The organism is Vibrio sp. YIC-376, from assembly GCF_052353105.1.
GTDB lineage: Bacteria > Pseudomonadota > Gammaproteobacteria > Enterobacterales > Vibrionaceae > Vibrio.
Genome location: NZ_JBBWFK010000021.1, coordinates 37,392 through 52,815 on the forward strand (window position 1 = coordinate 37,392; position 15,424 = coordinate 52,815).

The window sequence follows — 15,424 nt, forward strand, 5'->3', positions numbered from 1 at the left end:
CTTTTCCCTCTATCAACGACTACAGCAACGCTGTCAGTTCTGGGTAACCGTAATGAATATTTAAACATTGCATCGCTTGACTCGATGCACCTTTGAGTAGGTTGTCGATGGCAGAAATCACGATTACGTGCTCGCCCTGCACCTTCCAGCCGATATCGCAGAAAGGTGTATTTTCAACATCCTGAATACGTGGAATGCCATCCCCTTTCAGACGTACTGCTGGTTTCCCTTGATACGCTTGCTCGAATGCCTGAGTGACTTGTTCCGCAGTGACGCCTTGTGCCAACTTCATGGTAACTGTAGCAAGAATCCCACGTTTAAAGTTGCCAAGATGAGGAGTAAAAATCACATCACAACCCAAGTGTTGAGCAATCTCTGGTTGATGACGATGATTGAAAACCCCATAAGGTTGCAGGCTAACTTCGCAGAAACTGTTTGTCATGGATGCTTTTCTACCTGCACCTGACACACCGCTCGTCGCATTGATTACCGGCCACTGTTGTGTATCAATGAGGCCACCTTCTAGCAGAGGTTTAATAGCAAGTTGCGATGCTGTTGGGTAGCAGCCTGCTACCGCAACTAAAGGAGTGTTTTTAATTGCTTTAAAGTTCCACTCCGCTAAGCCATACACCGCTTTGTCTAGCCAGTTGTTAAATTGATGCTTGAAGCCATAAAAGGTTTCGTAAAAGCCTTCACTCTGAACACGGAATGCGCCTGATAAATCGAAAACCTTACATCCTGCTTCGAGGAAAATTGGGGCGAGGTCATGGCTGACTTCATGTGCTGTGGCCAAAAACACCACATCTGACTCAACTGCCACTTTTTTTGGATCGGTTAACGGATGAACAGGCATATCGATAACGCCAGCTAACTTGCCGTGCAACTGGGCAAGGCTCTTTCCTGCATCTACACTGTTGGCGGAAACGTATAAACCTGATAGCGTGAGTTCCGGGTGTTTGTTAACCATTAAAGCTAACTCTGCGCCGGTGTAACCGCTGGCTCCGATAATCGTGGTTTTTAGCATTCTATGACATCCGTAAATTTAAAGACTCAAATGACTATTCATATTTAATTTTTGCTATATTTTGATTTTTTATTCATTAAATATGATTTAATATGTGTTTTACATTTTTGTGCTCTGTCTGTCAATAGGAGATTTGAAGAATCCATGCAATTACCAACTTTTCTAGAGGTCTATGAAGGACTCATCAGCACCTCTTCAATCAGCTCCACTGACCCAAAATGGGATCAAGGTAATGCGAAAGTCATTGAGAAACTCGCGACCTGGTTCAAAGATCTGGGGTTCAGTGTTGAGGTGGTCGAAGTCGAACCAGGCAAACACAATATGATCGCACGTATGGGTGAGGGCGAAGGTGGCCTTCTCCTTGCTGGCCACAGTGACACCGTTCCATTTGATGAAGGACGCTGGAACTTCGACCCACACAAACTCACTGAAAAAGACAACCGTTTTTACGGCCTGGGTACTGCGGACATGAAAGGCTTCTTTGCTTTCATTTATGAGGCAGTCAAAAAAGTCGACTGGAGTAAACAGAAGAAGCCGCTTTATGTATTAGCGACCTGTGATGAAGAAACCACCATGCTAGGTGCCAGACACTTCACTGCTAACGCACCGTTCAAACCGGACTACTGCATTATTGGCGAGCCTACCAGCTTGGTACCAATTCGCGGTCATAAAGGTCATGTTGCTAATGCCATTCGTGTTACAGGTAAATCTGGACACTCGTCGGATCCCGCTCTTGGTGTCAATGCCATTGAGATCATGTATGAAGTGATGTTCGCTCTGATGAAATTACGCGACAAGCTAATTAAAGAGTATCACCACCCAGGGTTTGCGATACCAAATCCAACACTGAATCTCGGTCATATTCATGGCGGTGACAGTGCCAACCGTATTTGTGGCTGTTGTGAATTGCATTACGACGTCCGCCCATTGCCTGGCATCAGCCTAGATGGTTTAGAGAATATGCTGCGTGGTGCTCTTAAAGAAGTGGAAGCGAAATGGCCGGGACGTATTGAAATCATTCCGCTGCATGACTCGATTCCAGGCTATGAGTGTCCACATGATCACCCATTCATTGGCGGTGTAGAAGAGTTGTGTCAAACCAGCTCGCAAACCGTCAACTACTGCACCGAAGCACCGTTTTTACAAGAACTGTGTCCAACCTTGGTACTTGGACCGGGCTCTATCGATCAGGCACATCAACCGGACGAGTTTCTGGCTTTGGATTTTATTGACCCAACTATAGATGTGCTCTCCAAGGCAATGATCAAATACTGCTGTTAGTTGCAAGTACAAAAAACCGATCTGTGCAGCTCCGATGAGCTGCGCATGCTATCTTTTTTATACTCTGTTATTAATACATAACAATTATTTAACCAGTTATTTTGTAATTAATTTTCACTTTTATTTGATATGCGTCTTAATATTGCTCTAAATCAGGAGATAAGCGGAATAATTACAAACATAGTCGGCTTTATTTGACTACAACTGGTGCTTTTCGCTAGATTGGTGTCCTAACAAGGACAATGGATGTAGTTTTTTTACGAGGCAGGACGACAATGAACGAGAAATACGCCGCACTCAAAAGCAATGTGCGCATGTTAGGCCACTTACTGGGTAATACTATTCGCGACGCCCATGGCGAAGAAATTTTCGAAAAAGTGGAAACAATTCGTAAATTATCCAAATCAGCCCAAGCAGGAAACCAAGCAGACAAAGAAAGTTTGATCGAAGAAATCAAACACCTTCCTGATGAGCAGTTAACGCCAGTAACCCGTGCGTTTAACCAATTTCTAAACCTGACGAATATTGCTGAGCAATACCACACCATTTCACGTCACTGTGAAGATCATATCTGCGAACCTGACGCGATCAACTCGCTATTTTCTAAACTGGTGCAAAACAATGTCAGTAAACTTGATACGGCGCAGGCTGTTCGTGATCTGAACATTGAACTGGTATTGACCGCGCACCCAACAGAAATCACTCGTCGCACCATGATCAACAAACTAGTGAAGATCAATGAGTGTTTATCAAAGCTAGAATTAAGCGATCTGTCATCTAAAGAGCGTAAAAAAACCGAGCGTCGTCTAGAACAGCTGATCGTACAAAGCTGGCACTCAGATGTGATCCGCCAGCAACGCCCTACACCACTTGATGAAGCGAAATGGGGCTTTGCCGTTGTAGAAAATTCACTGTGGGAAGCGGTACCTGATTTCCTACGTGAAATGAATGACCGCTTGAAAACTTATTTGGGCGAAGGTTTGCCAATTGATGCACGTCCGGTTCACTTCTCATCATGGATGGGTGGTGACCGTGATGGTAACCCATTCGTGACGCACAGCGTGACACGTGAAGTTCTGCTTCTTTCACGTTGGAAAGCGGCGGATCTTTACCTTAACGATATCAATGAACTGATCAGCGAACTGTCTATGACAGTATGTAACGATCAGGTACGCGCATTGGCAGGCGAAGATCAGCACGAACCGTACCGTGCAATCCTAAAACAACTGCGTGCGCTGCTTAATGAAACCAAAGATATTCTGGACGCAAAAGTTCATGGCCAAAAACTGGCTGTAAAAGCACCGCTACAAACCGTAGAGCAGCTTTGGGATCCTCTTTACGCGTGTTACCAATCGCTACATGAATGTGGAATGGGTGTCATCGCAGACGGCTCACTACTTGATACTCTGCGCCGCGTGAAAGCGTTTGGCGTACACTTGGTTCGTCTGGACATTCGTCAAGAAAGTACTCGCCATGCGAATGCACTGTCTGAATTAACTCGCTATCTGGGCATCGGTGACTACGAGCAGTGGAGCGAGCAAGACAAAATCGCATTCCTGACCAACGAACTGGCTTCCAAGCGTCCACTTCTGCCTCGTGACTGGCAGCCATCAGAACCTGTTCAGGAGGTTTTGGACACCTGTAAGATTATTGCAGCGCAATCACGTGATGCGTTCGGTGCGTATGTCATTTCGATGGCTCGTACCGCTTCTGACGTTCTGGCCGTTCACCTATTGCTACAAGAGTCTGGCTGTCCTTACCGCATGGATGTTTGTCCGCTGTTCGAAACTCTGGACGACTTAAACAATGCTGAATCGGTTATCAAGCAGTTGATGAGTATCGATTTATACCGTGGCTTCATTCAAAACCATCAGATGGTCATGATTGGCTACTCTGATTCAGCGAAAGATGCGGGTGTAATGTCAGCTGGCTGGGCTCAGTACGATGCGATGGAATCTTTGGTCAAAGTTGCTGAAGACGAAGGCGTTGAACTAACGCTATTCCACGGCCGTGGAGGCACGGTAGGTCGCGGTGGTGCGCCTGCACATGCAGCGTTGCTATCTCAGCCACCGAAGAGCCTTAAAGGTGGCCTGCGTGTTACTGAGCAGGGTGAGATGATCCGCTTTAAACTTGGCCTGCCAGATGTTGCAGTAAACAGCTTCAACCTGTACGCAAGTGCAATTCTGGAAGCGAACCTACTGCCACCACCAGAGCCAAAACAAGAGTGGCGTGATCTAATGGAAGTGCTGTCTCAAGTGAGTTGTGAAGCTTACCGCAGCGTTGTACGTGGCGAACCAGACTTTGTACCTTACTTCCGTCAGGCGACACCAGAACTTGAGCTAGGTAAATTGCCACTAGGTTCTCGTCCTGCGAAACGTAACCCGAACGGTGGCGTAGAAAGTTTACGCGCGATTCCTTGGATTTTCTCGTGGAGCCAGAACCGCTTAGTATTACCAGCCTGGTTAGGTGCGGGTGAAGCAATCCAGTACTCTATCGACAAAGGTCACCAAGAGCTGTTAGAAGAAATGTGTCGTGAATGGCCTTTCTTCTCTACACGCCTTGGCATGCTAGAGATGGTGTACTCGAAATGTAATATCGATATCTCGCGTTACTACGACTTACGTCTTGTGGATGAATCACTACGTCCGTTGGGTGAGAGACTTCGAACTCAACTACAGAAAGACATCAAAGCCGTACTGAACGTAGAAAACAACGAAAACTTGATGCAACACGACCCATGGGGTCTGGAATCCATTCGCTTGCGTAATATCTACGTAGAGCCATTGAACATGCTTCAAGCTGAGTTGCTGTACCGTACGCGCCAAAATGAAGAAGCCTCAGCAAATCTTGAAGAGGCGTTGATGGTGACCATCGCTGGTATCGCAGCTGGTATGCGTAACACAGGTTAATACCATCGATTATGAACTGAAAGGCTGAGCAACTGCTCAGCCTTTTTTATACCCACCAACTTGAACAGCAATCAACCAGTTAATCGAGCCAATTAAACCCTACCTACAACCACAAAAGCAGCATAATTAACCAATAAAACAAACTATTGAGTATTATATTAGTTTTTTAGCGTAATTTTTTCCTACTATTCCACTTCATGCTTATTATTTATATACTACCTACCCTGCCGAGAGCACATAAATCCAATCAAATCTGCTCCGGTCATGATGGGAATTCCCATCTCTAGGTGATAAACGGCTTTAAGGTGACAGGACCAACAATGTTGGTGCTACTTATACACAAAAAACTCAAACGCCATTAAGAGCGCAGCTGAAAGTGTAAGTAGCTTGTTTACAAGTTTATTGACCATTTGGATTGAAGACATGTCATTACCACACGTAATCTTAACTGTTCTTAGCACACGCGATGCAACCGGTTACGATATCACAAAAGAATTCTCAGCAAGCATCGGTTACTTCTGGAAAGCAAGTCACCAGCAGGTTTACCGTGAGCTAAACAAAATGGCTGAGAAGGAACTGGTTACTTGCGTGCTAGAGCCTCAGGAAGGCAAACCAGACCGTAAAGTTTACTCCATCACTGATGCTGGACGTAGCGCACTTGGTGAATGGTTTGACCAACCAACCGCACACCCAACCGTTCGTGATGAGTTCTCAGCGAAGCTGATGGCTTGCGCGGTGCAACCTGCTGCACCTTTCCGTGAGCAACTGTCTGAACTGGTAGAAGAGTCACGTAAACTGGTTTCTCACTACAAAGAAATTGAAGCGGCATACTACGCTACGCCGTCAACGTTGGACAAACAAGCACGCCTAGAACGCCTGACTCTACGCCGCAACCTACTGTTGCGTGAAACGTGGATTACGTGGGCAGAGGAAGTGCTAACTGAACTTGAAGTTATCGGTTAAATCTTAAACCAGCCCATAACTCGAATAAGTAAAAGGCTTGCCATATGGCAAGCCTTTTTGCTTTCAAACTAGATAGTCGCCTTAGGGCGAACTCCCAGCGTGTGGCACAATGCGTATGTCATTTCTGCACGGTTTAGCGTGTAGAAGTGGAAATCTTTCACACCTTCACGGCTCAGTACACGAACCATATCAATCGCCTGACTTGCACCTACTAATTGACGAGTTACTGGGTCATCATCCAAGCCATCAAACTGTCGACTCATCCAGCCAGGGATTTTAACGTTGTTCTGCGCAGCAAAACGGGATGCCTGTTTAAAGTTAGAGACTGGCAAAATACCCGGTACGATTTCGACATCAATGCCAGCGACAACACAGCGGTCACGAAAACGCAGGTAAGACTCAACATCGAAAAAGAACTGGGTAATCGCACGGTTCGCACCTGCATCAACCTTACGTTTAAGGTTAAGCAAATCAGCCTGCGCACTTTTCGCTTCAGGGTGAACTTCAGGGAAAGCTGCAACCGAAATATCGAAATCATGGCGAGACTTCAGCAACTCAACCAGATCAGATGCGTACATATCAGGAGCGCCACCACCAGGGGGAATATCACCACGCAGTGCTACGATATTTTCTATACCGTTATTCCAGTAATCATCCGCGATCTCAATCAACTCATCACGAGTCGCGTCAATACAAGTTAAGTGCGGTGCCGCCACCAAGCCTGTTTTCGCTTTGATTTCTTTAATGATTGAGTGTGTTCTGTCACGCTCACCTGAGTTAGCTCCGTAAGTAACAGAAACAAACTTTGGTTGAAGAGTTTTTAGACGGTGCACAGAGTTCCACAGTGTCTCTTCCATTTTTTCATTGCTTGGCGGAAAAAACTCAAACGAAACATTAATGTTATCTGACAGCTCAGCGATATTCTGGTTTAAGGCATCAATGTGGCCTGCGTGCGTGTAACCCATCTTACTCTCCCTGTGACAATCCGCCACGAAATCAAATTCTGCAAATCGACGTTTAGACGTCTATATGTCCACAGAATGAATTGAATACGATTTAATGTCAACCTTGTGATTATGAATTTTTTTCACGTTAACAATGAGAATAGTTCAAGTTCATTCTTGTCAGATAGTTAACCATAAAAACCATGGTAATTTTCCGGCTCTGGAACTAAGTATGGCACTGAGAAAGGAATAAAAAACCCCGGATTATCCCCGGGGTTTGAGAACTAACACCAATTTAAAACAGCCCAGCAAGACGGTTTAGATCGGATTGAATCGCACCAGCCGTCACTTCTCGTCCAGCACCCGGACCACGAATCACTAACGGGTTGTCTTTGTACCACTTGCTTTCGATTGCGAAGATATTGTCACACGGAAGCAAGTTCGCAAGCGCATGTTCTCGGGATAAGGCTTCGATGCCTACGGTCGCTTTGCCATCTTTTTCTAGACGTGCGACGTAGCGTAGAACCTGATCGTTTTTCTGCGCTTTTATCAAACGCTCTTGCAGAGTCTGGCTCAGTAACGTGCTGTTATCAAAGAACTCATCTAAACTCAGATCACGCAGCTCCTCTGGAACAAGCGACTCGACTTTTACACTTCCCGGTTCGATATCCAAACCAGACTCACGCGCCAGAATCACCAGTTTACGCATCACATCTGAACCATCTAAGTCAGAGCGAGGGTCTGGTTCCGTTAGACCTTGCTGCCAGGCCAAATCGACCAGTTCACTAAATGAAACCGTGCCATCGAACTGCTGGAACAACCACGAAAGCGTACCGGAAAAAATGCCTGAGAGCGCCACAATCTCATCACCACTCTCACGCAGGTCACGAACCGTATGATTGATTGGTAACCCGGCTCCTACAGTCGCGTTGTAGAGCCAGTGACGCCCAATTTTTGCAAAGGCATCTTGCACCTGATGGTAATACTGGCTATTCGCCGAGCCCGCCACTTTATTCGCGGAGATCAAGTGGATACCTTGCTGAGCAATATCGATGTAACTCTGAGCCAGCTCTTTACTTGCGGTGACATCAAGCACAACGGCCTCATCGTAATCCTGCAGCGCACCAAGGCGAGTCAGCCAAGAATCATCGTTCTCAACACTTTCATCGTTAAATAGTGCTGACACTTTGGTGGCGTCGATACCCTGTTCATCAAACCAGAACTTCTGGCTATCAACCACAGCAACTAAGTCAAAGCTCATGCCATGACGTTTCTCTAGTTCATTCTTCTGTGTTGCGAATAAATTCAGCCAGCTCGAGCCAATATTACCTTTACCGCATAATGCGACAGCAACTCGCTTCTGTGCCTGAAACAACTGGGTGTGAATCGATTGAACCAACTCTTCTGTATTCGAGCTGCGTAATACCGCCACCAGACTCAATCCAGATTCAGTTTCAGAGATAAACTCCACTGGTGAGTGTTTTAACTTTTGATGGAAACCAAAACAGTGGCTAGGATTTGTCGTTACTCCAGCCCCCACAGCAGCAAGCAGAGAATATCCCGCTTGAAGCGTGATTTCTGCCTCAAACGCCGACGCTTGTAAGAACTTCAGCGCACCACCAGCAATTTCGGCGGTATAGGCTAATCGCAAAATCTGCTGTTCTGGCTGGAGTTCAAAAGTCAGAGGCTCTAACTGGGCACGCAGAAGTGAATTAAGCACATCACTTTGCGTTTTATTGAAGTCATGACCAGGTTTGAATGACAACTGCACTAACAGCACATCATCCAATGAAGTAATAATTTTTGCCCCACGTCCAGAAGCAAGTACGCGTTCGATGCGAGTCGAACCTGATTCAGGTTGATAACTGCATTTGAGGCTCAAATCCATAGTACTTTGCGCCACAGGCTGAAGCGTTCGGCTGTGTAGCACAGGCGCTGCCAGACGTGCAAGCTCACTGGCTTCATCCAATCTCAACAGCGGCAGTAAACACGCATCCGCAACTAAACGCGGATCAGCACTATAAACACCCGCCACATCACTCCAGATAGTGACCGTAATGACTTCCGCAAGCGCACCTATCACTGTCGCAGAATAGTCAGAACCATTACGCCCAAGAAGAACGGTTTCACCATGGTCATTCTGCGCCATGAAACCGGTAATAATCACTCGTTTATGACTATGCTGGGCCAGTGCTTCTTTAATAAGCGGGTATGAGCGAGCGCGGTCGACTTCTGGCTGCGTCCCGGCTTCAGCTCGTAAAAATGCTCTCGCATCTTGCGCGACGGCGGGTAACCCCTGCTGAGTCAATAATGCCGCAAGCAAACGAGAAGACCACACTTCCCCATGTCCTAGGACTGCCGCTTTTTTCGCGTCGGTAAGCGGAGATGTCAGTTCAGCCAACGTACTGAACTCATCTTGTAAAGTGGCCAACACGTGTGTTTGAGCTTCACCTTCTAACAATTCTTCGACGAGACCAGTTTGAAACTGTCTTAATCCTTGTAACGCTTCGTGAGCAATTCGACCATCTTTCTCTAAGCCTTCGAGAAACTCAATCAGGCGGTTCGTAGTTTTGCCTGCAGCGGATACCACGACCAGGTCATTTTCTGCTGAATATTCTTTAAGGATACCCGCGACACGCAAGTAACATTCAGGATTAGCTAAGCTGCTACCACCAAATTTATGTAGCTGACGTTGTACAGTCATTATTATTGTTTCCTATTGCTGTGCCGATTTAGTGAAAGCTTGCTCTAGGTCAGCAATCAGATCTTGTGCATCTTCGAGACCGACAGAAAGGCGCAGTAATTGCTGTGATACACCAGCCTCTGCCAGCGCGGCTTCACCCATCGCACGATGTGTCATAGACGCAGGGTGACAAATCAAACTCTCTACACCACCTAGTGATTCAGCAAGAGAGAACAACTGCAGCTCTTTAACGAACACTTTGAGCTGTTCAAATGAGCCAGCAAACTCAAAACTCAGCATCGAGCCAAAACCTGATTGCTGCTTTTTCGCAATCTCGTGTCCTGGGTGCTCAGGCAGACTTGGGTGATAAATTTTCGCTACTAACGATTGTTGCTTCAGATATGCAAGTACCTGCTTTGAGCTCTCTTCATGCACTCGCATACGAGCGCCTAACGTACGAATACCTCTCAACGTCATGTAACTATCGAATGGCGTGCCTGTCGCACCAATGCAGTTACCCCACCACGCCAGCTCTTCTGCATGCGCTTCCGTCTTAGTGATCACCACACCACCAATGACGTCCGAGTGGCCATTGATGTATTTCGTTGTAGAGTGAATAACGAAGTCAGCACCCAGATCTAATGGCTTTTGGTACACAGGTGTCAAAAAGGTATTGTCTACGGCAACCAAGGCTCCGACTTGCTTGGCCTTTTCACATACAGCAGCAATATCCACGACGCGAACAAGAGGGTTTGACGGTGTTTCTATCAAGATAAGCTTTGGCTTTTGCGCTAAAGCTGCATCAAGCGCCTGCTCGTCTGATTGATCAACAAACAGCACTTTGAAGTCACCTTTGTTGGCGCGAGTATTGAAAAGACGGTAAGTACCACCATAGCAGTCATGTGGTGCAACAATCAGATCGTCAGGACCGATGAAAGCAGAGACCCACAAGTTCAGCGCAGACGTACCGCAGTTGGTTACCACCGCTCCTTTTCCTGATTCCAGCTCAGACAGAGCGCTTTCTAACAAGCCACGGTTTGGGTTACCTGAGCGCGTGTAGTCGTACTTAGGCACTTCTCCAAATGCAGGAAAGCCATAGTTTGTCGATAGATAAATTGGTGGAACGACAGCATGGTATTGAGTGTCGGATTCGATACCAGTGCGTACAGCAATGGTCGCAGGCTTGCGGATGCTCATGGGTGTATCCTTTCACAGGTGGTGACTTCTAAATAGGAATGCGCTATATCTAAATTTCAGATTCAATGAATTGCACACTCCCTTACTGTTCCTGTCACTTTACTCGTCAAATTTTGAGACGTCAACACTTCTAGACGTCTATATGTCTTTGCTTATGGCAGTAAATGCAGCTAAAATCAGCACCTCTATTATTTTTAACCTATTACAAATATGAAGGTACGCAATGGCTGACTGGAATGGCGAATACATTAGCCCGTATGCTGAGCATGGAAAGAAAAGCGAACAAGTAAAAAAAATCACTGTATCTATCCCGCTGAAAGTTTTAAAAGTGCTAACTGATGAGCGTACTCGCCGTCAGATCAATAATTTACGCCACGCTACCAACAGCGAACTCCTATGTGAAGCATTCCTGCACGCGTACACAGGACAACCGCTTCCTACGGATGAAGACCTTCGTAAAGATCGCCCTGACGATATTCCGACAGAAGCAAAAGCGCTGATGACAGCAATGGGTATCGAGTTCGAGTCGTTTGATGACGAGTAATTATGGTTGAATTGAATACACCGCTCGGTTGTTCAGCTTCCAGTACTAAAAGAATGACATAAAAAATGGGACGCGATAGCGTCCCATTTTTTGTACATCATTTACGACGGAAGAATTACTCTGCCATGTAGTTTTCTGGCATCTCAATGCGAGCAACACCAGAGTCAACGGCAGCTTGAGCCACTGCTTTTGCAACACGAGGCAACAGACGCGCGTCCATTGGCTTAGGAATAATGTAGTCAGTACCAAACTCAAGCTTATCCACACCAGCAGCTTTAAGTACTGCTTCTGGCACTGGTTCCTTCGCCAGTTCACGAATTGCTTCGACAGCAGCAAGCTTCATTTCATCATTAATTTCACTTGCACGTACATCCAGAGCACCACGGAAGATGAATGGGAAGCAAAGCACGTTGTTTACCTGGTTCGGGTAATCACTGCGTCCAGTACCCATGATCAAGTCACTACGAACGTCGTGTGCAAGCTCTGGCTTGATTTCTGGATCAGGGTTAGAGCACGCAAAAACAATTGGCTTATCAGCCATCAGTTTCAGAGCTTCTGCAGGAAGTAGGTTCGGACCTGAAACACCAAGGAACAGATCGGCACCTTCGATAACATCTTCCAGGGTACGCTTATCCGTGTTATTCGCGAATAGCTGTTTGTACTCATTGAGATCATCACGACGAGTATGAATCACACCCTTACGATCCAGCATGTAAATCTTTTCACGCATTGCGCCACATTTGATCAGTAGCTCCATACATGCTACTGCCGCAGCACCAGCACCAAGACAAACGATTGTGGAATCTTCTAGTTTCTTGCCTTGTAGCTCGATCGCATTCAGCATACCTGCGGCCGTTACGATTGCTGTGCCGTGCTGATCATCATGGAAAACAGGAACGTCACAACGTTCGATAAGGCGCTTTTCAATCTCAAAACAATCCGGTGCTTTGATGTCTTCTAGGTTGATACCACCGAATGTGTCAGCAATGCTCGCAACGGTATTAACGAACTCGTCGATCGTGCGGTGTTTTACTTCGATATCAATTGAATCAAGGCCAGCAAAACGCTTAAACAATAACGCTTTACCTTCCATTACTGGTTTAGAAGCAAGAGGGCCAAGGTTACCCAGACCAAGAATAGCGGTACCGTTAGAAATTACGGCAACCATGTTACCTTTCGCTGTGTACTTATACACATTGTCAGGATTTTGCGCGATTTCACGCACAGGCTCAGCAACACCAGGGCTGTAAGCTAAAGCTAGATCGCCTGCGGTTTCTGCCGGTTTTGTTAGCTCGACTGCAATTTTCCCTGGGGTCGGGTAAGCATGGTAGTCAAGAGCTCGTTGGCGCTGTTCTTCTTCTCTAGTTGCTGCTTGGCGATTGTCTTCAGACATGGGGGGTCTCTTTTTTTATATTTAGGTAAGGGGGAATAAATTCTAAAGGATAGAAGTCAATCTTCAAAGGTAAGATTGCGAGCAAAATCCTTAAAATAGTGATAATAAAATGAGATTAGACCAGATAATGATGAAAAGCACCTAACTTTTAAGTCAGGTGCTCTGCTATAAGGTTAAGATTTATAAATACAATCTTGAGACGCCCAAGATTATTCTTCATCTACGTACTGTGCTTGTAGATAATTTTCAATACCCGACATTTCAATCAGGCCAAGCTGAGTTTCAAGCCAATCGACATGCTCTTCTTCATCCTCGAGAATATCTTGGAAAAGATCGCGAGAGACGTAGTCCCTGATATCTTCCGCATACGCGATGGCATCTTTTAAATCCGGAATAGCGGCCATTTCCAATTTGAGATCGCATTCGAGCATTTCTTTGGTATCTTCGCCGATCATCAACTTGCCGAGATCTTGCAGATTAGGTAAACCTTCCAAAAACAAAATACGTTCGATGAGATGATCTGCATGCTTCATTTCATCAATTGACTCGTGGTATTCCTTATCGGCCAGATGCTTTAAGCCCCAGTCTTTGTACATACGAGCATGGAGAAAATATTGATTGATAGCGACGAGCTCGTTGCCGAGCACTTTATTGAGATGTTGAATTATGATTGGATCGCCTTTCATGGACGCACCCCTCCTCTTTTTTAGGCTTCATTTAAATGTAGAAGCAAATGAGAAGGTGTCAAAAGGCTGATAGCTCTTTCACCGTATCATCACGATGATCAGCTGGCTTGTTTTAGTTCAGTGTAGTGTTCAGCTAAAATTTCTTTGGCTTGTTTGATGCATTTACCACATTGACTCCCCAATGCTGTGCATCGCTTAATCCCTCTGATATCCGTGATGCCTTCATCTATCGCTAACTTTCTAATTTTTTTGTCAGAAACACCATGACAAAGACAAACGAACATATTCAAAAACCTATAGAAATAAACCCGAGATGGTCAATATAAACAAGAATGGTTCTTGTTACCAGTCGTATTGGGATTCTATTCAGAACATTTGGTTATATTGATTTTAATGAACTAACTAAAGATCAATCACTTAGCCGTGAGCAATAGACTGAAGCTATAAGTAACTTGGTAAGGTTATGTATTAACGAGGAAAAAATAGAAACGTTTTATGTCGGCTTATAACTAAATGAAACTCTAGATATGAAAAAGGGAAGCCTAAGCTTCCCTTTCTCTAGATGCGTTTTCTTCAAATTGAAGAAAGTGCAAGATTTCGTTTAATTCGTTATGAATTAGTCGAAGATCTTAGCAACAACACCAGCACCTACTGTACGGCCACCTTCACGGATCGCGAAACGTAGACCTTCGTCCATTGCGATTGGTGCGATTAGCTCAACAGTCATCTGAATGTTGTCACCTGGCATTACCATTTCTACGCCTTCTGGTAGAGAGATATCACCAGTTACGTCAGTTGTACGGAAGTAGAACTGTGGACGGTAGCCTTTGAAGAATGGAGTGTGACGACCACCTTCATCTTTAGACAGTACGTATACTTCTGATTCAAACTTAGTGTGTGGAGTGATTGAACCTGGTTTAGCTAGTACTTGACCACGTTCTACTTCGTCACGCTTAGTACCACGTAGAAGTGCACCAACGTTCTCACCCGCACGACCTTCGTCTAGAAGTTTACGGAACATTTCAACACCAGTACATGTAGTTGTAATAGTGTCTTTGATACCGATGATAGCAACTTCGTCACCAACTTTTAGGATACCGCGCTCGATACGGCCAGTTACTACTGTACCACGACCTTGGATTGAGAATACGTCTTCGATAGGCATTAGGAATGGCATATCGATCGCACGCTCTGGCTCTGGGATGTAAGAATCTAGAGCTTCAGCTAGTTCGATGATTTTCGCTTCCCATTGCTCTTCGCCGTTTAGTGCGCCTAGAGCTGAACCTTGGATAACTGGTAGGTCATCACCTGGGAAATCGTACTCAGATAGAAGTTCACGAACTTCCATTTCTACTAGTTCTAGTAGCTCTTCATCGTCAACCATGTCACATTTGTTCATGAATACGATGATGTAAGGGATACCAACCTGACGGCCTAGTAGGATGTGCTCACGAGTTTGTGGCATTGGGCCATCTGTTGCAGCAACAACTAGGATACCACCGTCCATTTGCGCAGCACCAGTGATCATGTTTTTAACATAGTCAGCGTGTCCTGGGCAGTCTACGTGTGCGTAGTGACGAGTTGGAGTGTCGTACTCTACGTGAGAAGTAGAGATTGTGATACCACGCTCGCGCTCTTCTGGAGCGTTATCGATAGATGCGAAGTCACGAGCAGCACCGCCGTAAACTTTAGCAAGAGTAGTACAGATAGCTGCAGTTAGAGTTGTTTTACCGTGGTCAACGTGGCCGATAGTACCAACGTTTACGTGCGGTTTTACACGTTCAAATTTTTCTTTAGACA

Annotated in this window: 12 protein-coding genes; 4 read left to right on the forward strand and 8 right to left on the reverse strand. The window is 45.7% G+C overall.

The features are described from left to right. Window positions 1-19: 19 nt before the first annotated feature. Window positions 20-1,024, reverse strand: a complete 1,005-nt coding sequence (argC, locus tag WJM94_RS22665; protein WP_444496433.1) for an N-acetyl-gamma-glutamyl-phosphate reductase — start codon at window positions 1,022-1,024, stop codon at window positions 20-22. Between the two features lie 144 nt (window positions 1,025-1,168). Here argC and argE point away from each other — a divergent pair, with 144 nt between their 5' ends. From argE to WJM94_RS22680, 3 genes are all read left to right on the forward strand, one after another. Then, window positions 1,169-2,305 carry an acetylornithine deacetylase gene (gene argE / locus WJM94_RS22670; RefSeq protein ID WP_444496434.1) on the forward strand — a complete coding sequence of 379 codons (1,137 nt, stop codon included), beginning with the start codon at window positions 1,169-1,171 and terminating at the stop codon, window positions 2,303-2,305. A gap of 275 nt (window positions 2,306-2,580) precedes the next feature. Next, the gene (gene ppc, locus WJM94_RS22675; protein WP_444496435.1) at window positions 2,581-5,214 is read left to right on the forward strand and encodes a phosphoenolpyruvate carboxylase; all 2,634 of its coding nucleotides are present in this window, start codon (window positions 2,581-2,583) and stop codon (window positions 5,212-5,214) included. Between the two features lie 423 nt (window positions 5,215-5,637). Further along, on the forward strand, window positions 5,638-6,177 hold the full coding sequence (locus WJM94_RS22680; protein ID WP_182011520.1) for a PadR family transcriptional regulator: 540 nt from the start codon (window positions 5,638-5,640) through the stop codon (window positions 6,175-6,177). A gap of 68 nt (window positions 6,178-6,245) precedes the next feature. Here WJM94_RS22680 and metF read toward each other — a convergent pair whose 3' ends face one another. The 3 genes from metF to WJM94_RS22695 form a co-directional block, all read right to left on the reverse strand. After that, window positions 6,246-7,142, reverse strand: coding sequence for a methylenetetrahydrofolate reductase (gene metF / locus WJM94_RS22685; RefSeq protein ID WP_444496436.1), 897 nt, complete (start codon window positions 7,140-7,142; stop codon window positions 6,246-6,248). Window positions 7,143-7,416: 274 nt separating this feature from the next. Next, window positions 7,417-9,825: a bifunctional aspartate kinase/homoserine dehydrogenase II gene (locus WJM94_RS22690; RefSeq protein WP_444496437.1), complete on the reverse strand. Its 2,409-nt coding sequence runs from the start codon at window positions 9,823-9,825 to the stop codon at window positions 7,417-7,419. 12 nt (window positions 9,826-9,837) lie between these two features. Next, entirely contained in the window at window positions 9,838-11,001 is a 1,164-nt protein-coding gene (locus tag WJM94_RS22695; protein ID WP_444496438.1) for an O-succinylhomoserine (thiol)-lyase, read from the reverse strand. A 223-nt stretch (window positions 11,002-11,224) separates the two neighbouring features. Between WJM94_RS22695 and metJ the strand changes: the two genes are divergently transcribed. Next, window positions 11,225-11,545, forward strand: a complete 321-nt coding sequence (gene metJ / locus WJM94_RS22700; RefSeq protein WP_444496439.1) for a met regulon transcriptional regulator MetJ — start codon at window positions 11,225-11,227, stop codon at window positions 11,543-11,545. 115 nt (window positions 11,546-11,660) lie between these two features. On the opposite strand, the gene WJM94_RS22705 is transcribed toward metJ, so the two are convergent. The 4 genes from WJM94_RS22705 to tuf all read right to left on the reverse strand — a co-directional run. Further along, window positions 11,661-12,938, reverse strand: coding sequence for a malic enzyme-like NAD(P)-binding protein (locus WJM94_RS22705; RefSeq protein WP_444496440.1), 1,278 nt, complete (start codon window positions 12,936-12,938; stop codon window positions 11,661-11,663). A gap of 209 nt (window positions 12,939-13,147) precedes the next feature. Continuing rightward, window positions 13,148-13,624 (reverse strand): bacterioferritin, encoded by a 477-nt coding sequence (bfr, locus tag WJM94_RS22710; protein WP_005381359.1) that lies wholly within the window; start codon window positions 13,622-13,624, stop codon window positions 13,148-13,150. 98 nt (window positions 13,625-13,722) lie between these two features. Then, window positions 13,723-13,908 carry a (2Fe-2S)-binding protein gene (locus WJM94_RS22715; RefSeq protein WP_444496441.1) on the reverse strand — a complete coding sequence of 62 codons (186 nt, stop codon included), beginning with the start codon at window positions 13,906-13,908 and terminating at the stop codon, window positions 13,723-13,725. 332 nt (window positions 13,909-14,240) lie between these two features. Next, window positions 14,241-15,424, reverse strand: a 1,184-nt coding sequence (tuf, locus tag WJM94_RS22720) for an elongation factor Tu (protein ID WP_444496442.1), incomplete at its 5' end; no start/stop codon positions are given.

Coding starts and splice junctions, on each gene's coding strand:
- argC (WP_444496433.1), bottom strand. CDS start 1,024: ATGCTAAAAACCACGATTATCGGAGCCAGCGGTTACACCGGCGCAGAG.
- argE (WP_444496434.1), top strand. CDS start 1,169: ATGCAATTACCAACTTTTCTAGAGGTCTATGAAGGACTCATCAGCACC.
- ppc (WP_444496435.1), top strand. CDS start 2,581: ATGAACGAGAAATACGCCGCACTCAAAAGCAATGTGCGCATGTTAGGC.
- WJM94_RS22680 (WP_182011520.1), top strand. CDS start 5,638: ATGTCATTACCACACGTAATCTTAACTGTTCTTAGCACACGCGATGCA.
- metF (WP_444496436.1), bottom strand. CDS start 7,142: ATGGGTTACACGCACGCAGGCCACATTGATGCCTTAAACCAGAATATC.
- WJM94_RS22690 (WP_444496437.1), bottom strand. CDS start 9,825: ATGACTGTACAACGTCAGCTACATAAATTTGGTGGTAGCAGCTTAGCT.
- WJM94_RS22695 (WP_444496438.1), bottom strand. CDS start 11,001: ATGAGCATCCGCAAGCCTGCGACCATTGCTGTACGCACTGGTATCGAA.
- metJ (WP_444496439.1), top strand. CDS start 11,225: ATGGCTGACTGGAATGGCGAATACATTAGCCCGTATGCTGAGCATGGA.
- WJM94_RS22705 (WP_444496440.1), bottom strand. CDS start 12,938: ATGTCTGAAGACAATCGCCAAGCAGCAACTAGAGAAGAAGAACAGCGC.
- bfr (WP_005381359.1), bottom strand. CDS start 13,624: ATGAAAGGCGATCCAATCATAATTCAACATCTCAATAAAGTGCTCGGC.
- WJM94_RS22715 (WP_444496441.1), bottom strand. CDS start 13,908: ATGTTCGTTTGTCTTTGTCATGGTGTTTCTGACAAAAAAATTAGAAAG.